Annotated in this window: 18 protein-coding genes and 3 pseudogenes; 11 read left to right on the top strand and 10 right to left on the bottom strand. The window is 46.9% G+C overall.

Annotated elements, in window-relative coordinates:
- The first annotated feature begins 112 nt into the window (after nt 1-112).
- The 3 genes from VR7878_RS08445 to araH are packed head-to-tail and all read left to right on the top strand — an operon-like array spanning nt 113 to nt 3,691.
- Nucleotides 113-1,117, top strand: coding sequence for an arabinose ABC transporter substrate-binding protein (locus tag VR7878_RS08445; RefSeq protein ID WP_077335204.1), 1,005 nt, complete (start codon nt 113-115; stop codon nt 1,115-1,117).
- A gap of 54 nt (nt 1,118-1,171) precedes the next feature.
- Nucleotides 1,172-2,689 carry an L-arabinose ABC transporter ATP-binding protein AraG gene (gene araG, locus VR7878_RS08440; RefSeq protein WP_077335202.1) on the top strand — a complete coding sequence of 506 codons (1,518 nt, stop codon included), beginning with the start codon at nt 1,172-1,174 and terminating at the stop codon, nt 2,687-2,689.
- 12 nt (nt 2,690-2,701) lie between these two features.
- A complete protein-coding gene (araH, locus tag VR7878_RS08435; protein WP_077335200.1) occupies nt 2,702-3,691 on the top strand; it encodes an L-arabinose ABC transporter permease AraH in 990 nt (329 codons plus the stop codon).
- A gap of 168 nt (nt 3,692-3,859) precedes the next feature.
- Here araH and VR7878_RS08430 read toward each other — a convergent pair.
- Nucleotides 3,860-4,138, bottom strand: a pseudogene (locus VR7878_RS08430) (type II toxin-antitoxin system RelE/ParE family toxin).
- Nucleotides 4,135-4,332: pseudogene (locus VR7878_RS08425) on the bottom strand (hypothetical protein); the annotation flags it as partial. The pseudogenes VR7878_RS08425 and VR7878_RS08430, both read right to left, overlap by 4 nt.
- Before the next feature lie 278 nt (nt 4,333-4,610).
- On the opposite strand from VR7878_RS08425, the gene VR7878_RS08420 reads away from it, so the two are divergent.
- The 5 genes from VR7878_RS08420 to VR7878_RS08400 all read left to right on the top strand — a co-directional run bounded on the left by VR7878_RS08420 (nt 4,611) and on the right by VR7878_RS08400 (nt 8,150).
- On the top strand, nt 4,611-5,297 hold the full coding sequence (locus VR7878_RS08420) for a hypothetical protein (protein WP_077335198.1): 687 nt from the start codon (nt 4,611-4,613) through the stop codon (nt 5,295-5,297).
- Between the two features lie 109 nt (nt 5,298-5,406).
- Nucleotides 5,407-6,405: a hypothetical protein gene (locus tag VR7878_RS08415; protein ID WP_077335196.1), complete on the top strand. Its 999-nt coding sequence runs from the start codon at nt 5,407-5,409 to the stop codon at nt 6,403-6,405.
- Between the two features lie 141 nt (nt 6,406-6,546).
- Entirely contained in the window at nt 6,547-6,804 is a 258-nt protein-coding gene (locus VR7878_RS08410; RefSeq protein ID WP_077335194.1) for a type II toxin-antitoxin system Phd/YefM family antitoxin, read from the top strand.
- Complete coding sequence (locus tag VR7878_RS08405) at nt 6,792-7,094, top strand: type II toxin-antitoxin system RelE/ParE family toxin (protein WP_077335192.1); 303 nt, start codon at nt 6,792-6,794, stop codon at nt 7,092-7,094. The genes VR7878_RS08410 and VR7878_RS08405 overlap by 13 nt, the downstream gene beginning before the upstream one ends.
- 102 nt (nt 7,095-7,196) lie before the next feature.
- The gene (locus VR7878_RS08400) at nt 7,197-8,150 is read left to right on the top strand and encodes a HEPN domain-containing protein (RefSeq protein ID WP_077335190.1); all 954 of its coding nucleotides are present in this window, start codon (nt 7,197-7,199) and stop codon (nt 8,148-8,150) included.
- 203 nt (nt 8,151-8,353) lie between these two features.
- Here VR7878_RS08400 and VR7878_RS08395 read toward each other — a convergent pair whose 3' ends face one another.
- From VR7878_RS08395 to VR7878_RS08385, 3 genes are read right to left on the bottom strand one after another with little or no spacing between them, the layout of a single operon-like run.
- Nucleotides 8,354-8,749, bottom strand: a complete 396-nt coding sequence (locus tag VR7878_RS08395) for a hypothetical protein (protein ID WP_077335188.1) — start codon at nt 8,747-8,749, stop codon at nt 8,354-8,356.
- A 1-nt stretch (nt 8,750) separates the two neighbouring features.
- On the bottom strand, nt 8,751-9,407 hold the full coding sequence (locus tag VR7878_RS08390; RefSeq protein WP_077335186.1) for a hypothetical protein: 657 nt from the start codon (nt 9,405-9,407) through the stop codon (nt 8,751-8,753).
- Nucleotides 9,408-9,445: 38 nt separating this feature from the next.
- Nucleotides 9,446-9,943: an Hcp family type VI secretion system effector gene (locus VR7878_RS08385; RefSeq protein ID WP_077335184.1), complete on the bottom strand. Its 498-nt coding sequence runs from the start codon at nt 9,941-9,943 to the stop codon at nt 9,446-9,448.
- A 159-nt stretch (nt 9,944-10,102) separates the two neighbouring features.
- Here VR7878_RS08385 and VR7878_RS08380 point away from each other — a divergent pair, with 159 nt between their 5' ends.
- Complete coding sequence (locus VR7878_RS08380; RefSeq protein WP_077335182.1) at nt 10,103-10,555, top strand: hypothetical protein; 453 nt, start codon at nt 10,103-10,105, stop codon at nt 10,553-10,555.
- 164 nt (nt 10,556-10,719) lie between these two features.
- Here the strand turns inward: VR7878_RS08380 and VR7878_RS08375 are convergent, their stop codons facing one another.
- Nucleotides 10,720-11,205, bottom strand: a complete 486-nt coding sequence (locus tag VR7878_RS08375; RefSeq protein ID WP_205409440.1) for a hypothetical protein — start codon at nt 11,203-11,205, stop codon at nt 10,720-10,722.
- A 122-nt stretch (nt 11,206-11,327) separates the two neighbouring features.
- The gene (locus VR7878_RS08370) at nt 11,328-12,203 is read right to left on the bottom strand and encodes a LysR family transcriptional regulator (RefSeq protein ID WP_077335180.1); all 876 of its coding nucleotides are present in this window, start codon (nt 12,201-12,203) and stop codon (nt 11,328-11,330) included.
- 125 nt (nt 12,204-12,328) lie between these two features.
- Between VR7878_RS08370 and VR7878_RS08365 the strand changes: the two genes are divergently transcribed.
- Together VR7878_RS08365 and VR7878_RS08360 are read left to right on the top strand one after the other, a co-directional pair.
- Complete coding sequence (locus VR7878_RS08365) at nt 12,329-13,549, top strand: tetratricopeptide repeat protein (RefSeq protein WP_077335178.1); 1,221 nt, start codon at nt 12,329-12,331, stop codon at nt 13,547-13,549.
- A 5-nt stretch (nt 13,550-13,554) separates the two neighbouring features.
- Nucleotides 13,555-14,544, top strand: a complete 990-nt coding sequence (locus VR7878_RS08360) for a DMT family transporter (protein ID WP_077335176.1) — start codon at nt 13,555-13,557, stop codon at nt 14,542-14,544.
- A gap of 201 nt (nt 14,545-14,745) precedes the next feature.
- Here the strand turns inward: VR7878_RS08360 and VR7878_RS08355 are convergent, their stop codons facing one another.
- The 3 genes and pseudogenes from VR7878_RS08355 to VR7878_RS08345 all read right to left on the bottom strand — a co-directional run.
- On the bottom strand, nt 14,746-22,791 hold the full coding sequence (locus tag VR7878_RS08355; protein ID WP_077335174.1) for a non-ribosomal peptide synthetase: 8,046 nt from the start codon (nt 22,789-22,791) through the stop codon (nt 14,746-14,748).
- A gap of 689 nt (nt 22,792-23,480) precedes the next feature.
- Nucleotides 23,481-25,055 carry an acetolactate synthase large subunit gene (locus VR7878_RS08350; RefSeq protein WP_205409439.1) on the bottom strand — a complete coding sequence of 525 codons (1,575 nt, stop codon included), beginning with the start codon at nt 25,053-25,055 and terminating at the stop codon, nt 23,481-23,483.
- 320 nt (nt 25,056-25,375) lie between these two features.
- A pseudogene (locus VR7878_RS08345) lies at nt 25,376-25,502 on the bottom strand (IS200/IS605 family transposase); the annotation flags it as partial.

Genomic DNA, 25,502 nt, shown 5'->3' with positions numbered 1-25,502 from the left:
GACAAAAACGCTACCTTTCATTGCTGTGATTTTCATCACTTCAATCCAACGCTGGTTGTACAAATAATGTGCCCGAAACACCCCTACAATAACCAGTGGATGGAATAGCAAAATGAAGACGATAAGAAAAACACTCGCTGTCGCCGCTTTAGCAGGAACCGCACTACTCAGTGCCTCTGCTCATGCTTTCTTTGGTAACGATGATGACACGCTCAAACTCGGCTATCTGGTGAAACAACCGGAAGAGCCTTGGTTCCAGACTGAATGGAGTTTTGCGGAAAAAGCCGGAGAAAAATATGGCTTTGAAGTTATAAAAATGGCCGTTCCCGATGGTGAAAAAACCCTCAATGCGATCGATACCCTCGCAGCAAGCGGTGCGAAAGGATTTGTCATTTGTACGCCGGATCCGAAACTCGGCCCAGCGATTATGGCAAAAGCCAAGAGTTATGGCCTCAAAGTCGTTACGGTTGACGACCAGTTCCTCAATGCCAAAGGCAAACCGATGACCGACGTTCCATTAGTGATGATGGCAGCCAGCCAAATCGGCCAACGTCAGGGACAAGAACTATATAAAGAGATGCAAAAACGCGGCTGGAATCCGGCTGACAGTGCCGTCATGGCGATTACCGCAGATGAGCTTGATACTGCGCGTCGCCGGGTAGACGGTTCCATCTCAGCGTTAAAAGAAGCAGGCTTCCCTGCCGATCAAATCTATCGCGTGCCAACCAAAACCAACGATATTCCCGGCGCACTGGATGCTGCCAACTCACTGCTGGTGCAATACCCCAATGTTAAGCACTGGCTGGTGGTCGGCATGAACGACAACACTGTGCTCGGCGGTATTCGCGCAACTGAAGGCCAAGGCTTTGATGCACAAAACGTGATTGGTATCGGTATTAACGGTGTCGATGCCGTCAACGAACTGGCGAAATCCAAACCAACCGGCTTCTATGGTTCTTTACTGCCAAGTCCGGACGTGCATGGCTTTAAGAGTATCGAGTCACTGTATAAATGGGTCAAAGATGGTGTCGAGCCGAATAAATACGTTGAAGTCACTGATGTTGTTCTGATTACCCGGGATAACTACAAAGCCGAGTTGAAGAAAAAAGGACTGTAATTTGCGGCAGGTGGCACAATGTTGTGCCACCTTCTGAACCCACAGGAGGCCACTATGGCAGCATTGCCCTCTTCTTTAGAGTTTAGTCAGATTTCTAAGCACTTTCCGGGTGTCAAAGCGCTCTCGAATATCAATTTTCGTGTCCAGAGCCGCAGCATTCATGCGCTGATGGGCGAAAATGGTGCCGGAAAATCGACCTTGCTGAAAATACTCAGCGGACTCTATCAACCCACAGAAGGACAATTGATCATTGATGGTCAGTCCGCTGTATTTTCCTCGACCGTCGATGCACTCAATCACGGTATTGCGATTATCTATCAGGAGCTGAATCTGGTTCCCGAGCTCAGTGTTGCTGAAAATATTTATCTGGGCCAGTTGCCGACCAAAAATGGGTCGGTTGATCGGGAAACCCTGCACCGGAATGCGCGAGAGCAGCTAGTTCGACTCGGGGAAGATTTTGACCCGTCCCGCCCACTGAAAGAATTCTCGATTGGTCAGTGGCAAATGGTTGAAATCGCCAAAGCGCTGAGTCGCAATGCACAAATTATCGCGTTTGACGAACCGACCAGTAGTTTGTCACAACGGGAAATCCAAAACTTATTCAAAGTCATTCGTGAACTGCGCGATGACGGCAAAATCATTCTTTATGTCTCACACCGGATGGAAGAAATCTTCGAACTGTGTGATGCCATTACTATTTTCAAAGATGGGACGCATGTTCAGACTTTCGATACATTGACCGATCTCACCAATGACCGACTCGTTGAACTGATGGTCGGGCGGGAAATCAATGATATCTACAATTACCGCGGCCGCGAATACGGCGACAGCGGACTGAAAATAGACGAACTGATGGGCCCGGGGCTCTCTCAACCGGTTTCTCTGGAAGTTCGTCGCGGAGAAATTCTCGGTCTCTTCGGTCTGGTCGGTGCCGGACGAACAGAACTGACCCGGCTGATTTTCGGGGCGGATAAAGCGACCGCCGGAACGATCACGATTCAAGGTGAAACCGTGCGGATTCACTCCCCCAGCGAAGCGATTCGTGCCGGCGTGACACTCTGCCCGGAAGATCGCAAAGCAGACGGTATCGTGCCGATTCTTTCCGTCCGGGAAAACACCAATATCAGTGCCCGGCCAGACTTTCTTAAGTCAGGCGGACGCATTGATTTTCGCTGGGAAGAGAAAAATGCCCAGCTCCAGTGCGAAGCACTGAATGTCAAAACCGCTTCTCTCGACCAACTGATCGGCGAGCTCTCTGGCGGTAACCAACAAAAGGTGATTCTTGCCCGTTGGCTCTCAACGGACATGAAAGTCATTCTGCTCGACGAGCCGACCCGGGGAATCGACGTCGGTGCAAAATCTGAAATTTATGAATTGATCTTCAAATTGGCAGAAAACGGGGTCGCGGTTCTCGTGGTCTCCAGTGACCTGCCAGAAGTGTTGGGGATCTCCGATCGATTACTGGTCATGAAAGACGGTGCAATCTCCGGAGAACTACAGCGCGATCAGTTTGATGAACAAACCGCATTACGTCTGGCGATGCTAGGGTCCACCAACCCTGCCGCAGCATAGAGGAAATCAGTCATGGCCATTACAACCACCAAACCGAATACCAATGAGCCGAAGAAACCGAGCATCGATTTCTCCCACATCTGGGATAAGTTCGGGATGCTCATTGTATTTGCAGGGCTGTTTCTGCTCTGCGCTTTTTTTGTGCCCTATTTTGCCACCTTCATCAATATGAAAGGATTGGGGCTGGCAATCTCCATGAGCGGTATGGTCGCCTGTGCGATGTTATTCTGCCTTGCCTGTGGAGATCTTGACCTCTCGGTCGCTTCTGTCATTGCTTGCGCGGGGGTTGTCACCGCGGTCGCAATCAATGCCACCAGCAGTGTAACTCTCGGCATCATTGCCGGGTTACTGTCCGGGGTCGCATTTGGTCTGATCAATGGCTTCGTCATTGCCAAATTACAAGTCAATGCCCTGATCACCACACTGGCAACGATGCAGATCGCCCGGGGACTGGGTTACATTATCTCGGACGGGAAAGCGGTCGGGATTACCGAAGAAAGCTTTTTCGCACTGGGTAACTCTTCCGTTTTGGGTATCCCGACTCCGATCTGGCTGACAATTATCACATTTATCATCTTCGCATTTTTACTCAACCGGACAGTTTACGGCCGCAATACGCTCGCTATCGGCGGTAATGAAGAAGCAGCCCGTCTGGCCGGGGTCAATGTGGTCAAAACCAAACTGATTATCTTCACCGTGTCCGGGTTTATTTCTGCGCTGGCCGGTGTGATTCTTGCTGCCCGGATGACCAGTGGTCAGCCGATGACATCCGTTGGTTTCGAGCTGGTCGTCATCTCAGCCTGTGTACTGGGTGGCGTGTCACTGAAAGGCGGTATCGGCAAAGTATCTTATGTGATTGCCGGGGTACTGATTCTGGGCACCGTCGAGAATGCAATGAACCTGCTCAACATGTCGCCGTTCGCACAATATGTGGTTCGCGGCTCGATTCTGTTAGCAGCGGTTATTTTTGACCGCTACAAACAGCAATCGAGAAAAGTTTAAGGTTTCGGCTTAAGCACCATCTGGCAAATGATTTACAAAGCCCTCAGACAGGAAACTGCTGAGGGTTTTTTATATTTTGAGAAGACGTTTTGAGGTTAGTTTGATACGTCATATTTCGGAGCCTGAGGCTGGGATAATCAACATTGTGGCGCTGTTGTTTGGTGCACGTTACTCAATGGGGAATTTTTGCTTTTGATGAAGAACACGCATAATTTGAATATCAGAACCATCGACAGAATACGAAACGATCATTGATACTTCAGGAATAGTGAGTTATCGACCTCGAATGCCGTCACGCTGAACGTCCATTAATGGTTGAGCATTTAGATTTTCAACTTTAGTTTCAATAAGGTCGTCGGTTCTTTCTGCGACATCAGGATTAAAATCGTATAGAAATTCAAAGATTTTTTCGCGGTCATTTAAGGATTCTTCTTCCCAGTGAATCATGATTGGCCCCGATGACGGATTTTGGCTTTGCGTGCCGCCATGCGATGTTTAGCAGACTCATGATCCCCAAACACAGCTTACCCGTCATCAAACTTATCAAATGCGAGATTCACTTGTTCAGTTAGCCAAGCATCATGAGATAATACTTTACGTTGTTGTTCTGCGAGTTGTTCAGTGAGTTCGCGGCAAGCGTCAAAATGTTAGCACTGGCATTAGTGAAGGGTAACCAATCGGATCAATTGACAACAAAGCCACCGTCGTCGTTTCCACCGCCTGCAACGGGCGTATATTGAAGCCCGTTATTCAGAACATGATGATTTCCTAACTTTTTATTCGTTATTAATCTTGTATTTTCAACAGTATATACAACAATATTTATATTCAGTAATTTATGTTATACAGAACGATATCGGGAAGTTATACGGCTGAATGCCTTCTAAGAAACTGTTAGATGACAAAAAGGAGAATAGGCATGTTCTGGGATTCTGTCGTTGCTGGTTTTAAGGTGCTCACATACTGGGAAACATATGTGGCGGGTCTTGAGTACCTAGCCATTTTCTTCATACCAATGATTATCGTTGGCATGATTATGGAAAAAAATGAATCGGCTGCCGGGATTGCGGGCTGTCTGAGTATGCTGTTAATGCCCGTACTTCAAGTAGCAGCGCTAGCTGTAATGATACTCACTATTGCCCCAATCATTTTCGGCTTTGCTGAAGATGCTGCATGGAGTTTTCCTTGGCAACTTATAACAATGGCTCCCAGTGCATTCTTTAAGCTCGTTGGTGTACTCGTAGTAGCTGCTATCGTTCTTGCGTTCATCCCAATATTAGGTCAGTTACAATCATTACAAACACTTGTTCTCGGTGGCATTGCACTCATTTTTGTTCTGGGCATCCTAGATTCAATTAACCCAGGTGTAGTTAAAGGACGCGTAGATTTTATCCCCGGCTTTTGGTTCTCAGTAGGGCTAATAGTAATTGGAGGTATAATGTCATGGGTGGGCATGATGGTGGCCGCAATCATAGTTACGGCTATCGAAACGGCCGAGCAAGGTCTTGGCCAATTAATCATGTTTCCTATTGCTGCAATTTTCGGTTTCATTCCGGTGTTTATGTATGGTGCATGGCTAGGCACACAAGTACGCGGTGGGTTCTAAAATGCCATCTAACAAGGCCATTAAACTCACTCACTACGGTCGCCGAACGCTCGCAATCTTGTGCCGTTTATAGCGGCGTTAACTATCTTATTAAACTTTAGAGGATCTCATGGGTTGGAAAGGAACAATTAGATCTATTAATGCTGCTGTAAATCAGGCTGAAAGAGATGCGAAAAGACGCCAGCGAGATTTGGAACGCAATCTTAAACAACAGTATAAGATGCAAGAATTGCAACAAGCCGCGTATGAAGTTGAAGTGTTTGAAAATCACTTAGAAATTGTCCAATCCATGCACAAAGAGTGTAGTAATCCACTAAATTGGAAAGAGATCGCTCTATCCTCGGAGCCGGAAAAACCAATATATTCAGATGAGTTAGAATGTGAAGCCTTATTAAATAAAGAAAATTACAAGCCAAGTCTGATTGATCGTATTTTTAAGCGAACAGAAAAGAAATTAGCTGTTTTCAGTGATGCTATTTGTACTGCAAAAGATAAAGACAAACTCAACTATGATTCTGCTATAAGTCAATGGGAACGAGATCGTAGCGATTGGGCTGATAGTGTCTCTCAAGCAAAACTACTACTTTCCGGAAATGTAGATGCCAGAATCCAAACAATCAAAGAATTAAATCCGTTTACAGAAATTAGTTCATTAGGTTCAAATCTAGAATTTTCGGTAGATAATGAAGGCATATTAACTGTAACTATCAATATCCATGGCGAAGAAATTATCCCTAAAGAGCAAAAGAGTTTATTAAAAAGCGGTAAGCTATCAATTAAAAAAATGCCCGTGGGCAAGTTCAATGAAATTTATCAAGATTATGTATGTAGTTCAGTATTAAGGGCTGCACGTGAGATATTTTCTATTTTGCCTGATGAATATGTAGTAGTTAATGCTCAAGACTTGTTGCTAAATAAATCAACAGGCCATCTTGAGCAACAAATTATTCTATCGGTGTACATTCCTCGTAGCACGCTTTTAATGTTAAATATGGATCTAATTGATCCTTCAGATAGCATGCAAAATTTTGTGCATAATATGTCGTTTAAAAAGACTAAAGGATTTGAACCTGTTTGTTCAGTAAATATAGGCTATTGGGGTCGATGAACTACAGCGAACAAGTCAAATCAATTGACAAAATACATGTCACGAATTTTACAACGGTGTTCAGCGTTAGCCTTCATGAAGCTTGCTATACTAAAAGTGATAGAATAGTATCACTTTTAGTATTCCTGTGGAGAGGCTCTCATGAAAGTAGAACTAGTTACATCACTCAAACGTCAAGCAACGAAGATCCTTGCCGATCTCCACGACACGAAAGAACCCGTGTTGATTACTGAACACGGTAAGCCATCGGCATATCTGGTTGATGTTGATGATTACGAGTTTATGCAAAATCGTTTGGCGATTCTGGAGGGGATTGCACGAGGTGAGCGCGCATTAGCTGATGGTAAAGTGGTGAGTCACGATGAAGCCAGGGACAAAATGTCAAAATGGCTGAAATAATCTGGACGGAGTCAGCACTATCTGATCTTAATGACATCGCTGAATACATCGCACTTGAAAATGTTGTCGCTGCACAGCAATTGGTTCACACGCTCTTCTCTAAAGTTGAACATCTGGAAAACCTCCCTGAATCGGGTCGCGTTCCGCCCGAGCTAGAACATCTCAGTTATCGTGAAATTGTCGTTAATCCGTGTCGGATTTTCTATAAACAAGACAGCGACAAAGTCTTTATTCTGTTAGTCATGCGCGCAGAGAGAGATTTGCGTAAGTTTCTATTGAGTAAGCAATAACCTTTTGAGTAAGCAATAAGCCTTGCGAATGAGCGACATACAAACGCTATAGCTTTGAATTGAATCGCATTTTTCTCAGTAACCGACGTAAAGTGAAGGTTGATGGTGTTCTTTGTTGACACCTTCTTTTATGCTACTGCTATTCATCCACCACTAACTCATGTCGTGATTATGAAAACATTCCTCGACCACCTGCCTGAATCGAAACAGCAAGAACTGACCGCCATTTCAACGATTCTGCGTGACACGCTGGAAGACTACCTTCAGGGCAAAACGGGGAGTAAAAGCGAGTTTCGTATCCTGAAAGTCATCCTGTTTGGTAGTTATGCCAGAGGTGACTGGGTTAACGATCCGGTCAATGGGTATATCAGCGATTACGATATTCTGGTAATCGTCAACAAAGCAGCACTGGTTGAAGAAGATGTGGTCTGGCAGCGAGCTAAAGAGCAGATTGAGCGCAAAGTGACTTCTGCACCTCTGGGGCTGATTGTCCATGACTTGCAGGAAGTGAATGAACGCCTGCAACAAGGGCATTACTTTTTTAAGAGTATTCGTGAAGAAGGGATAGAGCTATTTGCTGCGACACCAAAACCGCTGGCGGAGCCGGGCGATTTGACCGAGGCCGAAAAACAGGAAATTGCCCGCAAACATTACGCACAGTGGTTTGAAAGCGCAGAGCAATTTTTCGTTTCCTATAAAGATGATCTCAAACGGCAATGGCTTAAAAAGTCCGCTTTTATGCTTCATCAATCTGCTGAACGCTTTTTGGCCTGTGCCCTGCTCACCTGTACCAACTACCTGCCCAAGTCCCACAATATCGAAAAGCTCGCAAAGCTGTGCGCCCAAATCGATGCTGAATTTGCAACAATTTTCCCACTTGATAACAAATTCCACCGCCGTAGTTTCCGCCGCCTGCAACGGGCGTATATCGAAGCCCGCTATTCAGAACATTATGAAATCACCGCAGAAGAGCTGACCTACCTCGAAAGTGAAGTGTTACGTCTAAAAGCGTTAGTGGAACAGATTTGTCTCACGCGGCTGGGTTATACTGAGTGACTGTTGCACTGAATTCAAATCAATCCCCCAAACAAAGAAAATTATTCCGGAAGAATGATTAGGCTTTTCAGGGTATGGATGCGCTTAAAAGCCGGTTCTGTAAAGCGTGTGATTCTGTCAAACAAAAAGATTTTCTGGTGACGCTTGCAAAGATGTAAGCGTCAATGACGCGTAGAACACTCAATAAACCATAGTGGTCAACATTATGGCGTGTATTCAAGAAACATTAAGGATTGTACTGCACCATCCCGGACATCGCTCAGTACAATTTCAGATGTCCCTTTTCTATATGTCCTGTGATGGCTATCTCCAACATATTGTTTCTGGGATAAGTATGGGAGTAATGTTTTTGTATCTAGGTGACACTCTAGCTGCGTCATCATCGGTTTAGGCCCATCCGCTGAACTATATCTAAACTGAGGCTCGGTCTGGCAGAGTTCTTTTATACCTATAATCTCTTCAGGCGTTAAAATCAGATAGTCGAGACTATTCTGATTGTATTGGCGCTCTTCAGCAAACTGCATCATCAAGGCATAAATAAAAATCGACAGGATCAATACAAATACGATAGAAATCGTGACATATGACTTTTTACTCATCTCAATGTACCACCTGGTATAATTCACCTTCTTTGAGAGGTTTTATTGTATTTAAGAAAGGAGGAAGTCGTCCACGAGTTATGCGTCCAGTATTGGGAGGAATGGGATATAAATAGGGTGAGGTAGAATGGTTTTTATTGTTACCTACTGGGCCATAAGTGTCCCATATCTTTAGTGCGATTTCTTTTCTAACCGGTTGACACAATCTTATGTAATTTCCTCCCGGATTCACTGCTCTATAAAAACCGATGAGATCTGAAACTAAATCTTCTCCACTGAATCCACTATCTGTCACTAGATTAAAAGGAAAGCCCGCCTGTAAACTTTCGAAGGCATGAGAAACGTCCAAGAAAATTGAAAGGGCTACAGACTTCTTCTCTGACTCACTTAACTGTTTTTTAATATCATATTTTTTCTGAATTCCAACCATAACAAGGTTTTTTCGGCCCATCATTTGACGATATGCAATTCTGAAAGAGTCATTGGGGATATTTTCAGACTCAATACTCTCTTCATTTTTTATTTGATTCCAAAGTGTGAGAGCACCCTCTGGATTTGCGTGCCCCAAATCAATCCAACCACACTTTTCTGTATAGATCAGTCCGTATTTTCTACCTATAGCCTGACTACCATCGATAATGTCAGCTCTTGATGTCATTCGATCATTTCCCTGTTATTCGCATAACCGATATTTATTTATGCTCCAAGCCAGCCGCCTTGCTCCCAACTGTCATATCCCATAGTACCGCTTATACTATGTTTCCATGATATTTCTTTATAGCTGAGGGCAATCACTTCATGCATTTCGCTTTGATGATCATGTGTGGTATGAGGAAGAGAAAAGCTAATTTCAGAAATAACAGCTTTATTCAATTCAATGATATAAAACTTTTCGTTGTAGCCTTGTTCATTGGTTCTGAAAAATTCAATCGTACAATTGAGATACTCTTGGTTAGCAAAGGCTGTTGCAAGAAGAGGCGTTGATTTATCAATGTTTTTAGTAATGAATACAGGAGCATGAGACTTCCTATGTTGATGAACATCTTTTGACATGTGATGATCACAGGTAAGCAGTGTAATCTCATCTTTGTGCGACTCTTGATATTTATTTCCCATAGAGTCTTTTGTATTACAACCACTAGAAATCAGTCCTTGTTTTTCACCCTCAATTTTTATATATGCGACATGTGCCATCTAGTTATATCCGTGCTAATCAGTAGATAACATATATAATATGCCCTTGCACTCATATTTTCTTTATAGGAAGTTCTAAATATGAGGGCTATTCCAAATATTTTTTGATAGTAACGGTTGGAAGCTTGGAGCTGATATGACATTTGGGCGGTACTTTGAATGAACAAAATTAATGTATTCCATGTGACAAAGGATATTTCAACAAACAGTGAAGTCTCCAAAGTTACCCTCTCCCACCGAGAATTGAATCAGGAGGTTGAACTAAGTGGAAAAATTCTGGAGGCCCAGTATAAAACTGACGCGGGATACTACCTTTTGTTTCTGACTGAAGATGTTCCTTATGAAGAAGCGCTCCATATTTACCTGCTTGATCAATCACTGAAGATTATTGAATCATTAGAACTTTCAGCTGAATATACCGCAGGAATACTTCGGGATATTCAAGTCATTGAAAAAAATAAGATCCGTTTTTTCTTCTTTGATAATGATCAGTCTTGGCAATTAGAAGTTCTGCAAGCTCCCAAACGAAGAAACCCACTCCGATCTGCCTATCCGGTTAAAAAGAAAGATAAGTTTTGGGAAAAATCCCGATTACGACTCCAACCTCTATAGGTTTTAGGGCTTTGAATTACATCGCATTTTGCTTAGCAACATGCGCAAAATCGGGATTGATGGTGTTCTTTGTTCGCCCCCTCTTTTATGCTGCCTCAATCTACCGAACAATCAGAGACTCCCGATGATTGCCGACTTTAAGTCAGCAACTCAGGAGCCCGGATTTATTTGTTTTTCCAGTCGGTGCTGATGGGATTGGATACCGTATTTTTTTCCAAAGTGTAAGTACCATTTTGCTGTGCGATCGCTTCCCCGGTATCGACAATTGCATTCTGGATAAATATGTTTTGCGCATTATCTCCCCGAATGAAAGTCAGCTGATGATATGCGGTTTTATTCCCCCAGTCTTGAGAGGGCAAGGATATAAATCTCACCGTATAGGTTTCATCACTGAAATCCCCTTGCATGACATAAACACCGTAATGGTTTTCACCTTGAGAAATGATTTTATACGTCCCGTTGTTATAGTAATAAACCTCTGCATCGGGAAACGGCTTTTCGCTGTACATTTTCCGGTAGTGAAGCACCTGTTTATATGTTGGCTCACCAAAGTTTACGGTTAACGTCTTCCCATCATGAGATGTGGTTAACCCTTCTGCATACGCCGTGCAACCTAGCATTAACAAACTCGCTGTTGAAAGTATTTTCACTTGTGATTCCTTCCGTTGACTGGATAAATTTTTGTTTTCAAATGTTTTTTATGAGTGTTATTGCGTAATTATTTCATTGCATAATCATGTCAGTCAAGTTAAACCGGAAGAACACACAGCCACTAACTCACCGAATGCAACTGTTGTGCAAGGGCAATAAATGCCTTCACGGCCGGGCTGGCCTGATGACTGTCTAGTACCGCCAAACCAATGCGTCGCTTGATTGGCGGTGATAATGGCCGGCAGACATAATGCTGCGAATCACAGTCCGGCAATGATGATTCTGCGACAACGGAAATCGCATCCCCGCTTTCGACGAGCGACAAAATACTGAGCAGCTGAGATGTGCGATAACGGATCTGTGGCTGCAACTTCTCGGCATGAAACAGACGAATCACCCACTCGCCTGACCCTGCTCCGGTCAGGATAAACGGATCGTAACACAAGGACGATAACGTCACGGCATCAAGCCGGCTCAGTGGATGTGCCGCAGGTAATAAAGCAACCATCTGATCATCGAGCAACGGGAATACATCGAGATCATTTTCCGGCAACACCACAAAGCCGACATCGACCCGACGCTCTCTCAACCACTGAGTCACCTGAATATCCGGCCCTTCATCAACATAGATTTCGATCCCCGGAAATTTTTGTTGATACTGGTGAATCATATGAGGTAACAAACGAACCGATGAAGTCGGGCCAAACGAACCAATCCGTAACATCCCTTGCTTCATCCCCTGTGTATCGGTTGCTTCCTGACGCATTGTTTCTGCCACTCCGAGTAACGTTCGTGAGCGCGCTAACAACCGTACTCCAATATCAGTCAGTTCAACGCGACTCTGATGGCGGTGAAACAGTTTTACCCCGAGTTCAGCTTCTAATGCTTTGATCGCATGTGATACTCCGGATTGAGAAATCCCGAGCCGTTGGGCCGCAATCGTGAAATGCAGGCTATCCGCCAAAACCGAAAAAATTTCCAACTGAGTTAATGTCATACCGACCCCATGAGTAAATGCTCATTTCCTTATGAGTGATCATATCGATAACTATATAACACCATATGAATCAAATCTTTTCTATGGTCTGCACCATAAAACAATAATGGCAAAGGAGTGGCGGTATGGTTCATCAGTCACAACGCTCGACGGATGGCGTTTCATCTTTATGGCCGGAAATTAACGGCTATTTTTTATCTTTTCAGGAAATTCCCACACATTGTCAGCCGAAGAATAAAACGCAGCAGACATTTTATCAGCTCTTGGCCGGATTTGACGGCACAACCAGTTGCGAAATCCGAGAGTTTTATCGTTTTAACTTACATCTTGCCCAAATGAACTGGCGTGAAATCCAAAGACCGGAATTCAAACTCATCTATCAGGCTTGTGAAGCCTGGACCCGGTTTCAGTACGAGCAAGCCTATACGCTGATGAGAGTTCACTTAAAGCGGTTTCCGACCGATGTGATTGCGCTGTATATCTTACACATGTTTGAGTTCTGTACCGGCCGAACCACTCGTTTGATCGATGTACTGGAACAGTGTGAAGCGGCCTTACCTCGTACTCATAATCTCTACCCTTTTTATCTCGCTATCAAGTCGTTTGTGTTGTGTGAATGTCAGCAATACGAACAAGCATTAACCGCAGGCTGGGCTTCTATCGAAGCCCGTCCGGAAAATGTGTACGGTATCCACGCTGTTGTCCACGCTTTGCACGAAACCGGGCAATGGGGACAAATTATCGAGTTTTTAAATCACCGGGCTTCGTCATGGATGAATAATCCCGGGATGAAAATTCACATCTGCTGGCACCTTGTGATTGCCTACGAACAAAACCAGATGCCGGAGGCTGCTTTAGAAACCTTTCACACCCTGTGCGCGATGAAAGAAACGCCGTTTGCCAAACAGGATCTCGATGCGGTCGGATTTTTATGGCGGCTCCATCTCAAATACACCGATCATGGCTCTCAGATACAGTGGCAAAAACAGTGGCAGAAACTCGCAACACTCTGGACTGGGGTGATTGAAAATTCAGTCTCTTATCTTCACAAGCTCCATGCTGCTTTATCGTTTTCTGCCACCCAGCAACCTTTTCTGATTGAAAAACTCATTGCTGAGTGTGACGGGTTCGGGATTGCCCCACAAACCCACCGGACCGGTGTTGCCATTTTAAGAGCCATTCATCAGTTCACACTCGGACAGTATCAAACCTGTTTATCTGAGCTGGAACAGAGTCAACCATCCTGGCACCTCATCGGTGGCAGTAATGCACAACGAGACATACTCCGCCTGACCAAAGCGTATGCGGAGCAACACGTGCAGCACGCCCTCAACATAGCGAGTTAACAAACATGAGCACAACAAAGCACTCTCCTCTGCCCCGTGACAGCCAGCCTTATCACTTCGGTATCTATCTCAAACTCGCGTTGGTTTCTATCATCTGGGGCGGAACATTTGTTGCCGGACGGGCGATCCATCCGGATATCCCGCCGCTTCTCTCGGCAACGCTGCGTTTCTTACTGGCCGGAGCGACACTGGTGTTGGTGCTAATCCTGACCGGCAGAGGCTTTATCCGTATCACCAAAAAGCAGGTCTGCGTGCTGTTCGGGCTCGGCTTTTGTGGCATCTACACCTACAACCTGTTCTTCTTTGCCGGATTACAGCATATCAGTGCCTCCCGAGCTTCGTTGATCGTCGCTGCCAATCCGGCCATGATCGCCATCGCCTCCTTTCTGTTTTACAAAGAGCGCTTTTCACTGACGCGTCTGTGCGGTATCACACTATGTATTATCGGTGCTGCTACAGTGATTATCAGTAAATCACCTCAGGCTGTGCTTCAGACACAGTCTTCGGGGATCGGTGATCTGATGATTGTCGGCTGCGTGCTCAGTTGGGTGGCCTATAGTGTTTTCGGTAAACAAACCGTGCAAAGCATCGGGCCATTACATACGGTGACCTACTCAGTGTTAGCCGGTGCCGTCATGCTCACACTGACAACGCTGTTCAGTGGTCAGCTTGATGTCGGAACACTGGCATCGATTCATGTTCAGGACTTTATCAGCCTCAGTTATCTGGGGATCATCGGGTCAGCACTTGCTTATATCTGGTACTACAGCGGGATTGAGAAAATTGGTGCAACGCGGGCGGGCGCATTTATCGCGCTGAATCCGATCGCAGCGGTCTCGCTGGGAGCACTGCTGCTCGGTGAACGTCTCAGTATGTTGATGGGGGTCGGTGGTCTGCTTGCCATCGTAGGGATTCTGCTCTGTAACCGCCCCGAGAAATCGACCTCAGACAAGCCAACACCAGATGCATTACTGGTCGCTCAGGGCAGTAAGTGATTGTGAGGCAACCGGAAGAGAGCAGATCAAGATTGTAGCCCGGGTTGGAATCTTGTTTCACAGAGTCATCAACGAATAAACTAAGCCATCAACGTACAAACAAGTCATCTACGCACAAACTTGAGCCATCTAGGCGCAAAAAAATTGCCCGCCGGCCGGCGGGCAATCAGTTCTATTGCAGTTAGCTGAAAGTGCTTTCGGTTAGATATCCGTCACCAACGTCCGGAATGCCGGTTGCATGATTTCAGTAATCAGATTGACAAACGGCGGTCTGAGCAGGCTGAAATGGTCGGCACGGCTCTCAATGTAATGAAGCTTGAGTGACTGTGCCTGCCAAGCTTCTTTGACACCGGCTTTCATATCTTGTGTCACCACCAGATTAACCACTGCGTTAGGCTGCACCGCAGGCTGATAATGCGTCCGAATATTGGTCGCAAAGACCCGGAAAATCCCATCCAAATCATCCACACTGCTGTTGCCCGTCAGCACACCTTGCTCAACCAGATAACCATGAACCAAGGTCAACCGCTCCCGGTGAGTAAGAGCTTTCAGGTCTTGTTCTGTCAGGCCTAAAGCTGCACCTTGTCGCTCAAACTGCTCAATCAGCAGCAGCAGTGCCGACAGGTCGCTGTACTCACGCGGGGTTGCATCCGGCGCTTCAGAATCAGCAATGGTTAGTGAAGCAACTTGAATGCCTTCCGCTTCCAGCAATGCGGCCAACTCAAGCGCAACCCAGCCACCGAACGAGTGTCCGACGATATGTATCGGCCCGACAACGGTTCTTGATTCCAATGCTTTCAGATAGAAAGCAGCAGCAGCCTGAACAGTGCTATGCGGAATCTCATTGCCTTTCAGACCACGAGGCTGGAAGCCAAGCACCGTCCAGTCAGATTCAATCGCCTGCACCAATCCCATGAAGGTACAGACATTGACACCCGCTCCGGGAATACACAGCACTGTCGGCCCGTGGCCATGCCCTTCTTGCAAGGTGACGATGGGATCATATTCTGCATTACGCATCACTTTACCTGCGGCATAAGCTTTCTCCCGATCATGCAGATCGTTTGAAATCGCCTGGCCGAGATAGCCAATATAGGGCTCAACGATCAAGTGATAATGCGTTGTACCCGGAATAGTCGTCGGGCGAATTGATGCCTCCGGCAAGAAGCGATCCCAGCGCAGATAAGGCACCACATCGGCCGCTTCCCCTTCAGGACGCAGCTCCGCCACATAAAGGTCAATATCAACGGGTAGATTCCGATACTCATATTCCGCCCGAATCAACGCTTCACGGTGTAGCATCCAGTTCATAAAATACGTGTCTGTCCACCCGGCCGGTAACATCCCCATATCTTTGGCCATCCGATAGTGATCTTTCCACGTCATCCCCTCTTCCAGCGTACTTTCCGATTCGGCCAGACCATAGATGTCATATGCAAGACCATCGTAGATCTCTTTACTCATCAGCAGAATCTTCTGCTCTTCAGTCAGTTTTTCTTCACCCACATGCCGCGGGACGATCGCTTTCTCAGCCGTCGTATCAATCACACCGACGTATTCAATCTCCTGATCCTGCCCGAGCAGTTGTCTGGCGACTTCATAAGCCAGCGTGCCGCCCAGTGAAATGCCCGTCATCCGGTACGGGCCTTCCGGCTGAGTTTCACGAATAATTCTGGTATAACGCGCCGCAGCTCCCTGAATGGTATAGAACGGTGGGGTATTACGCGCCGGTGCGACCAGACCGTATACCGCAATATCTTTATCGATATAAGAAGTCAGTAAGGGCGAATAAAGCATCTCCCCGCTGGCTTCCGGCACAATGAACAGCGGCCGCTGATCATCAGTGGCCGGACGAAGTGCCACCGCATGTTCAATCAACGCCTCGGAGCTGCGCTGAATATAGTCGGCAATATCGGCAAGCCGGGAGGCAGAAAACAGTGTCGAAAGTGTCAGTTCATAACCATGCTGACGGGCTTCGTTGAGGAACTGTACCGCCACCAGTGAGTGACCGCCCAATTCAAAGAAGCTGTCATTGCGCCCCACTTTTTCCACCCCGAGCAAACGCTGCCAAATCGCAGCAATGGTCTCTTCCACTTCACCTTCCGGCGGAATATAGACCTGCGTGACAAAGTCAGCCGCTTCCGGCTCCGGCAGTGATTTCCGATCCACTTTACCGTTCGGCGTCAGCGGAATCTGGTCAAGTTTGACATACGCCACAGGCACCATGTAATCCGGCAGGCGAGCTGACAAGTATGCCCGCAATGGCGCTGTCTGCGCATTCCCGACGTAGTAAGCCAGTAAGCGCTGATCATTATTCTGTGTTTTCGCCGCAATCACGACCGCTTCAGCCACGCCATGATGGGTACTCATACAGGCGCTGATTTCTCCCAGCTCGATCCGGAAGCCGCGAATTTTAACCTGACTGTCATTACGTCCCAGATATTCAATCGTTCCATCGGCAGTCCAACGGCCTAAATCGCCAGTGCGATACATCCGGGCACCGAAATCATAAGAATACGGGTCATTAATAAAGCGTTCTTCCGTCATATCAGGGCGGTTGAGATAGCCTCGGGCCACACTCTTACCGCTGATATAAATTTCCCCTTTGACCCCGATCGGCACCGGTTGCTGATACTCATCCAGAATATAGATACTGGTATTATCGACCGGTGAACCGATATGCAATAAATCGTCTGTCGGCTCAATCACGCCTGACGTTGCAACGACCGTGGTTTCGGTTGGCCCGTAGTTATTGACCAGCGTAAAGGATGTCTCCGGATGCGGGTGATGGTTCAACCGGTCACCACCGACTAACAAAGTCCGCAGCGTCGGATGTTCAAGCCGTCTTGACAGTACCAGTTCAGCAATCGGTGTAGACAAGAACCCCACTTCAATCGGTTGTGATATCCACCACGCCAGTAACTGCTCCGGATCGCGGGAAATATCGAGGGTCGGTAGCATGACATGAGCCCCGGTACAAAGCGGCGGCCAGACTTCCCACACCGTTGCATCGAAACCGACACCAGCCACACTGGATACGCAAGTCCCGGCCTTAATCTCAAACGCCCGGTTGTGCCAATGCACCAGATTCGCCAGATTGCGGTGTTCAACCATCACCCCTTTCGGCTGTCCGGTCGAGCCAGAGGTATAAATGATATAAGCCAGATGTTCCGGTTGAATGTGCTCAGACTGCGGATTGGTTGCCGGATAATCGCGCCACATAAACATTTCTGTACAGACGTTAATCACACGGATTTCTGCTTTACCGACAATCGTTTCAGTATCAAGGATGCCGTCAGACAGAATCAGCGTCGGCTGACTGTCGGAAACCATATATTGCAACCGATCAGCCGGATAAGTCGGATCCATCGGGATATAACAACCACCGGCCTTGAGTGTTGCCAGCATCGCGACAATGAGATCAGTGTTACGGTCAAAACAGAGACCGACCCGTTGTTCAGGCGCAACCCCCTGAGCCCGCAGATAATATGCCAGACGGTTGGCTTGCTGGTTCAGCTCACGATAAGTCAGTTTCTGAGCCTCACTCACCACCGCCAGCACATCCGGATACTCGGCTGCCTGTTGCTCAAACAGCGTATGAATACAGATATCTGTAACAGCGGAAGTTCGCGTTGCGTTGAGTTGATTCACCACTTTGCGGTATTCATCTTTCGGCAAAATATTCAACGAATGAATCAAGCGTTTGGGTTCATCTTCCAGCGCGGTGATCAACTCACGCAGAGCACGCGTGACCATCGCACCAACCCGTTCGCAGCCGATACTCGCATCAACTTGAATATCTAAAGAAAACCCGTGTTGCGGATTGTCATTAACCGACAGCGTGATCGGATAGTTAGTCCGCTCTTCGGTGAACAATAGATCCATCGGCCCGGTATCAATCCCGGTCTGGCTGTTGCCTCCGTCGTAACGATAGTTGAGCAAGCTGCTAAACAGTGGGGTTTGTGGCGCAACACCACTACACTGTTGAGCCAGTGACAATGAACCATGTTCATACTCCAGCATTTCCGCCAGATGTTGATGTGTATACTGAACCGCTTCCGTAACTGTTTCACTGGCAAGCGACAAACGCAGCGGTAATGTATTGAGGAACATCCCCAGAACCCGGTCAGCGCCTTCACCACCTGCCATCCGGCCAAACAGCACCGTACCGAAAACCACATCATCACGGCCGGTCGTGGCACGGACCACTAATCCCCAAGCCAAGTGGAACAGGCTGGCAGCACTGACACCCTGACGGCGCGCCTGCTCACGGAGCAACTGAGACAGATCATCATCAACCGGTAAATGCAGCTCGTGGATTTCGTGACCATCACCTTGCACATTCAGTAATCCGAACGGTGCACAAGGCTCATCAATGTCACCGAGACGCTCACAGAAGTAAGCACTCTCTTTTTCCGGATCGCTGTCGAGGCGGCTCTCAAACACAAAGTTTCTGAATGGGAGTGGCGCTGGCAGCTGTTCCACCCGGTTGAGCAGATGCGCCTGTACTTCTTCCATCATCAATTCTAATGTGGTGTGATCAAGACAGAAATGGTGCATCAGTAAGCAGAGTAACCATCGCCCTTCAGCAGCATCTTCAACCTGATAGGCTTCAATCATCGGTGCCCGGTGAACGTCCAGACGGGTATTGCTCGGGTCAAAGCGTTGTTGTATGGCTTTAACCATATTCGTCCCCTCAAGAGTCAGAGAGGTCAGCGGTAATACCGCATCGCGCCATACGACCTGCACAGGCACGTCGAGCTGATCCCAGAAAAGACTGGTTCTGAGAATGTCATGCCGCTTCACGACGGCCTGAAGCGCGTCAACAAACTGTTGCAGTTCATCTTGACTGGCGAAAGCTTTAATCGCCCGAGTAATGTAAGGGTCGCCTTTTTCTTCCAATAGATGGTGGAATAGAATGCCTTCCTGTAACGGCGCCAGCGGATAAATATCCTGAATGTTCGCTGCACCACCGGGAACAGAAGCAGCAATGGTATCAATCTGAGACTGACTCAGTTCCACCATTGAAAGCATCTCCGGGGTAATTTGCGTACACCCTGCCGGAATCAGGTTGGATGGTACCTGACGCTCCGTCTTCGATGACTGGGTCAATGTTTGTGCCAGACCCGCCAGTGTCGGGGTAGTAAACAGCGATTTGATTGCGAGATGATAATAATGATGTCTCAGTCGTTCGATCAACTGTACCGCCAGCAGTGAGTGTCCGCCCAGTTCAAAGAAATTATCGTGGCGTCCCACTTGCTCAACGTTGAGCAACGACTGCCAGATCGAGGCCAGCAGTTGCTCGACATTGCCACGTGGCGCTTCGTAATGACGGTGCACAAATGCATCCGTATCCGGCTCAGGTAATGCTCGGTAATCGACTTTACCGTTTGCCGTCAGCGGAATAGCATCCAATCCGACAAACGCAGCCGGCACCATATAGCTCGGCAGTGATTCACTCAGCCGATGTTTTAACGCTTCAATCTCAATCGATACATCGGGGGAACTGGTGTAGTAAGCCACCAGACGTTCGGATGATTCACCGGCGTGCAATACCGTAACAACGGCACTCTGAATTCCCGGACAAGCCTGCAAAGCCGTTGCAATTTCACCGAGTTCGATCCGAAAGCCGCGAATTTTGACCTGACTGTCGTTCCGGCCCTGATATTCAATCGTCCCGTCCAAACGCCAGCGGGCAAGATCCCCGGTGCGATACATTTTGCTCTCTGGCTGATCTGTGAAAGGATCGGCTAAAAACCGTTCTGCAGTCATCTCCGGAAGATTCAGATATCCCCGGCTGACACTATTTCCGCCGATATAAATTTCACCGGTCACCCCAAGTGGTACGGGGCGTAACAATTCATCAAGAATATAGATGCGTGTATTCGCAATCGGGCTACCGATATGCAGAACATCATCCGCGGCACGAATCGCACCCGATGTTGCGACAACAGCCGTTTCCGTCGGACCGTAATTATTGACCAGCGTAAAAGAGGCCGATGCATCCGGTTGACGCGTCAACCGGTCACCGCCGACTAACAGATACCGTAATGTCTTCGGTGCAACCTGACGGGCAAAGGCAAGTTCAGCTATCGGTGTCGGTAAGAACCCGACTTCAATCGGTTGTTCAACCCACCAATTGAGCAATTGCTCGGGATCGCGAGAGACTTCGAGTGATGGCATGGTCAATGTCGCGCCGGCACTCAGTGGCGGCCACACTTCCCAGACCACAGCATCAAACCCGAGACCGGCCACACTTGACGCACAAGTGCCTTGCTGAACATGGAATGCCCGGTTATGCCAGTTAACCAGATTCAGCAATTGACGATGTTCAACCATGACCCCTTTCGGCTGACCGGTTGAACCGGAGGTATAGATGATATAAGCGAGGTTTTCAGGGCTGAGATCACTGACCTCGGGATTTGACGACGGTTGCTCAAACCATAAACCCCGGTCTTGCTGGGTATGAATCAGTTGTGATGTCGGTAAAGTCTCTGCCACCAACGCATTGATGTCAATCACACCATCGGTCAGTACGACGGCTGGCGCGCTGTCGGCAAGCATGTACTGTAAACGTTCAGCCGGATAGGCCGGATCAAGCGGCACATATCCCCCGCCGGCTTTCAGCGTTGCCAGCATGGCGATCAGCAAGTCAGGCCCCCGGCCGCAGCAGATCGCAACCCGGCTTTCCGGGCCAATCCCGACAGAACGCAAATAGTGAGCGAGTCGGTTGGCACGAATGTTCAAGCCCCCGTAATTGACGCTTTCTCCGGAACACATTAGCGCAATATGTTCCGGCTCGTCACTAACCTGCTGTTCAAACAGTTTATGAACCGCTTGCACCGGCGGAAATGCAATCTGCGTCTGGTTCCATGCATCTGTCATCGAAGCCTCTTCCGGCATTTGCAGCTGGTAATCATTAACCACAGTCTGGGCCGGTTCTGAAGCTGCACAAGAGAAGAAATGCATCAGGCGGTAGAAATGAGATGCCAAAGTCATTTCACTATACAAAGCAGCGTTGGCATCAATACACAGTTCCAATCCCTGTTGCGGCCCCCGGTCACAAATATTAATCGAGAGGTCATCAATTGGTCCCAAAGTCAGGTTATTGACATTAACCGGCGCTTCACCAAACTTCATTTCATATTCAAACGGCAGGATATTGATATCGGTTGAGAACAGTTGCTCACTCTCGGTCAGAATCCCAAGATCGGACGCCAGATCTTCACCGCGGTAACATTGGTGACGAACGGCACCGAGAATGCGACGTTTGACCTGAGATACGATCTCCACGAGTGTATCCTCGGGGCTGATATTGAGTCTCAGGGGCAGCACATTAGAAACCATGCCGGGGAATAAACGCAGTCTCTTATTCGTTCGGGCCACCATCGGGCAGCCGACGACCAAATCTTCTTCCCCCGTGATGCGGTGCAGATAAATTGCAATTAACGCGATCAGCAATTGCGGCACCTGACTTTTACATTCAACCGCAAGCTCTCTTAACATCCGGTTAGCGGAGGCCGGTAAGTACATCTGCTTGCGGATAATATCGGTACAGGGGGCTTGCTTGTCAGATAAACTGACGGGAGCCGGACGATCTTTGAGAACCTCCTGCCAGTATTCTTTGTCTCGCAGATACTGTTTTGATGTTTTATATTCCTGCTCGATCTCAATTGCTTCAGCCAACGAAATGAACTGACAGGCTGGCGGCTCTTCTCCGGCGACCAGCGCAGAATAGATTTCAGCCACACGGCTGGATAACAGTACCCCACCAAAACCATCTAAAACCAGATGGTGAACACAGGCATAATACCAAAAACGCTCCGGGCCAAGTTGCAGTAACGCAAAAGAAAACGGAGGCCCCTGTTCAAGATCAAAGGGACGAGCCAAGTCAGCATCGAGCCATGCTTTGGCGGCTCGTTGTGGATCGGATTGATCCTGAAAATCCAGAATGGGTAACTCCCAGCCCGGATCGACACCAAACTGCTGCTTCGGCCCTTGCGGGGTTAGTTTAAAAACCTGTTGAAAGGATTCAATTTCTCTGGCAGTCCGGCGGATAGCCATCTCAAAAATATCCGGCTGAACCACACCGGTGATTTCCAGATATTCGGTAATTTTAAAGAATTTGCCATGAGCATCTGGCTTCAGCTCCTGAGCAAACCAGATTCCCCGTTGAGCTGAAGATAATGGAAGCGCCAAATGACTTTCTCGCTCTAATCGAATAGAGGATTTATGGTTATCGTTCATATTGATATTCACTCACACATTCTGATAAATAAAATTCAAACACGCAGATAAAATAACAAAGCTCACAAAGTGACAATGTTATTAAGATGTCATCATTTAAATTTGTATAATAAAACAGTATTCAATTCAATCATGCAAATTCGAGCGATATATTTAACAAATTTATGAGTAAATAATTAGAAAACCAATCAAAAACAACCAATAAAACGCAAATTTAGTGGAAAATACAATAAGAAAATTTCCAGTCGTGTTATTTATTTTTTCTTATTCTTGGAAAAAGATCAAAATTATAAACACCTTAATTAACAATAATAATTTTAACAAAATCAAATTCAAACAAAAAACCAAAAGAAAACAAAAATAAAATCAAATAAAACAATAACATAGAAAATATATGAGTTATTCTCACAAAAGAAACAAGGGAATAAATAAGGTGTGGTCTAATTTGTTAATATAATAAACAGGTCTACTATAAAGAAAATAGGTGGAGGCTGACAATATAAAAAACAAACACAATATAGTTATACTATAAAACATAAAAATAAAAAAATAAGCCAATGATTATTTAAAAAATAACCATTAGCCAAATGCTAATTTCTAGCAAAATACAACAACAGAGATTAATATTTCACAACAAATAATCAATCAAATAAAACATTCAACAGTTAATTAACAATAAAATTAAAAAATCACAAAATAACCTCAATTAATTTCGGTCCGGATTCATTCATTACTTTTTGGAAAATCATATCAAATGACTGACGGGTTTCAGCCTGAACCGCTGGGACTCCCATCCCTGATGCTAATCCGAGCCAGTGAATGGATGGATTTTCCAAACTCATCAGAGAAGCCGCAGACCGACCTTGATTTTCCGCTCCCACACGTTGGAGTTCATGATTCAGAATACTATATGAACGATTGCTGAATATGACCGTTACAATATCTAACTTTTCTCTCGCTTGCGTCCAGAGTGCAGGCAGTAGATACATGGCACTCCCATCACCTTGTAAATTGACGACCTTACGCCCCGGGCAGGCAATCGCTGCACCAATAGAGACAGCCATCATGCTGCCCAGTGCCCCACCGGTCAAATTCAGATAGTCATGTGCCGCAGCGGTTTCGGTCACGTCATAATAGGGAAAACCTGATGATGCTGACTCGTCACTGATAATGGCATTGTCCGGTAGATATTTGGCGATGACCTGCATCACAAATTCCGCCGTAACCGGTCCGTCCAGCGTATACAGAGGAGCCTGACGTCTGGTACGGTGCGGCTCCATATCGTCAGCTTCGCAAGCTTTGGCCAAATCTTCCAGTGCACGCGTACTGTCTTCATCAATCTCAGTTAAGCGAGTCAGACGACACCCTTCTGGCGTCAGCCAGCTTGGTTTATCCGGATAAGCAAAAAAGCTGACCGGAGGCTTGGCTCCCACCAAAACAATTAATTCTGTCCCGGCCAGAAAATCAGCAGCCTGTTCTGAAAGATATGGTAAGCGTTCAACCGGTACCCGACCGGCTCCGCGTTGAATCCGGGGAGCAAAGGTATCACACAATAACCGGGCACCTGTTTTTTCAGCAATCTTCCCGGCAGCCGTAAGTCCAGGCTCTAACAGCGCTGCACCACGCATCAGGATCGCGGTTTTCAGCCCGCTGTTAATCAGGCCGGCAACGTGATTAATTTTCTCGGCGGAGACTACGGCTGGCGCAGAGAGAGCGAGTGGTGAAGCAACCCGCTCAGCTTCATTCCACGCCGTATCTGCCGGAAGAATCAATGTCGCAATTTTCCCCGGAGATTCGCAAGCAACAGCCACAGCCCGGGCAGCATCCTCCCCGATTTCCCGGGAACTGGAAGACGTATAAACCCACTCAGAAACCGGGCTTGCAAAGCCGTGAATATCAGAGGTTAATGGCGCATCGTACTGTAAATGGGTTGTGGCATGATCACCGACGATATTCACAATCGGTGAACCTGCTCGTCTGGCATTATGTAAGTTGGCCAGACCGTTGGCCAACCCCGGCCCTAAATGAAGCAATGTACATGCTGGCTTACCTGTCATGCGCCCATATCCGTCAGCCGCACCGGTTGCAACGTTTTCCTGAAGCGCTAAAACCGGACGCATCCCCGGTACGCGATCCAAAGCCGCAACAAAATGCATTTCTGACGTCCCCGGGTTGGCGAAACAAATTTCAACGCCACTTTCAACTAATGTACGCAACAGACTTTCAGCACCATTCATCGAACGGCTTTTTGTTGCATCATTCATTGCCTAAACCCCCTATTTCTATTCCGCAAGAGAGGAAGAACACTAATGCACCCTTTTATCAAAATTAATACACTTGATGCATGTTATTTCATAAATTTGTGTCTTCATACCTATTTCACACTGCTCGGAGCTGCAACCAGTTAGCTATGAAATGAATTTAATAGAATAAATTGAAATGCCTTATTCAAACCAAAACATCAAGGCAGGCGCAATAAAAAAAGTATCCACCGGCATAGCCGGTGGTTTTTCATATGCGCCTATAAGGCTCTCCTACTAGCAGCGCCCTAGCAGGCGCGTAGTGATCTGACATTTGCATATGACTAGTTCCTGCGGCCCGTAAACGGGCTACCTGAATACGGGATCGACAATTGCTCTCCCATTTTATCCTGCTCTAGTTGCTGCTTGATGTAATTTTGTATCTTGCTCGTATTTTTACCTACCGTATCT

Origin of the sequence: Vibrio ruber DSM 16370 (assembly GCF_900163965.1) — a bacterium.
Taxonomy (GTDB): domain Bacteria; phylum Pseudomonadota; class Gammaproteobacteria; order Enterobacterales; family Vibrionaceae; genus Vibrio; species Vibrio ruber.
This window is presented reverse-complemented; position numbering and strand designations above follow the sequence as displayed.

What these genes read in the sequence shown, in the direction of transcription:
- VR7878_RS08445 (WP_077335204.1), top strand. Translation starts at nt 113, where the DNA reads ATGAAGACGATAAGAAAAACACTCGCTGTCGCCGCTTTAGCAGGAACC.
- araG (WP_077335202.1), top strand. Translation starts at nt 1,172, where the DNA reads ATGGCAGCATTGCCCTCTTCTTTAGAGTTTAGTCAGATTTCTAAGCAC.
- araH (WP_077335200.1), top strand. Translation starts at nt 2,702, where the DNA reads ATGGCCATTACAACCACCAAACCGAATACCAATGAGCCGAAGAAACCG.
- VR7878_RS08420 (WP_077335198.1), top strand. Translation starts at nt 4,611, where the DNA reads ATGTTCTGGGATTCTGTCGTTGCTGGTTTTAAGGTGCTCACATACTGG.
- VR7878_RS08415 (WP_077335196.1), top strand. Translation starts at nt 5,407, where the DNA reads ATGGGTTGGAAAGGAACAATTAGATCTATTAATGCTGCTGTAAATCAG.
- VR7878_RS08410 (WP_077335194.1), top strand. Translation starts at nt 6,547, where the DNA reads ATGAAAGTAGAACTAGTTACATCACTCAAACGTCAAGCAACGAAGATC.
- VR7878_RS08405 (WP_077335192.1), top strand. Translation starts at nt 6,792, where the DNA reads ATGGCTGAAATAATCTGGACGGAGTCAGCACTATCTGATCTTAATGAC.
- VR7878_RS08400 (WP_077335190.1), top strand. Translation starts at nt 7,197, where the DNA reads ATGGTGTTCTTTGTTGACACCTTCTTTTATGCTACTGCTATTCATCCA.
- VR7878_RS08395 (WP_077335188.1), bottom strand. Translation starts at nt 8,749, where the DNA reads ATGAGTAAAAAGTCATATGTCACGATTTCTATCGTATTTGTATTGATC.
- VR7878_RS08390 (WP_077335186.1), bottom strand. Translation starts at nt 9,407, where the DNA reads ATGACATCAAGAGCTGACATTATCGATGGTAGTCAGGCTATAGGTAGA.
- VR7878_RS08385 (WP_077335184.1), bottom strand. Translation starts at nt 9,943, where the DNA reads ATGGCACATGTCGCATATATAAAAATTGAGGGTGAAAAACAAGGACTG.
- VR7878_RS08380 (WP_077335182.1), top strand. Translation starts at nt 10,103, where the DNA reads ATGAACAAAATTAATGTATTCCATGTGACAAAGGATATTTCAACAAAC.
- VR7878_RS08370 (WP_077335180.1), bottom strand. Translation starts at nt 12,203, where the DNA reads ATGACATTAACTCAGTTGGAAATTTTTTCGGTTTTGGCGGATAGCCTG.
- VR7878_RS08365 (WP_077335178.1), top strand. Translation starts at nt 12,329, where the DNA reads ATGGTTCATCAGTCACAACGCTCGACGGATGGCGTTTCATCTTTATGG.
- VR7878_RS08360 (WP_077335176.1), top strand. Translation starts at nt 13,555, where the DNA reads ATGAGCACAACAAAGCACTCTCCTCTGCCCCGTGACAGCCAGCCTTAT.
- VR7878_RS08355 (WP_077335174.1), bottom strand. Translation starts at nt 22,791, where the DNA reads ATGAACGATAACCATAAATCCTCTATTCGATTAGAGCGAGAAAGTCAT.
- VR7878_RS08350 (WP_205409439.1), bottom strand. Translation starts at nt 25,055, where the DNA reads ATGAATGATGCAACAAAAAGCCGTTCGATGAATGGTGCTGAAAGTCTG.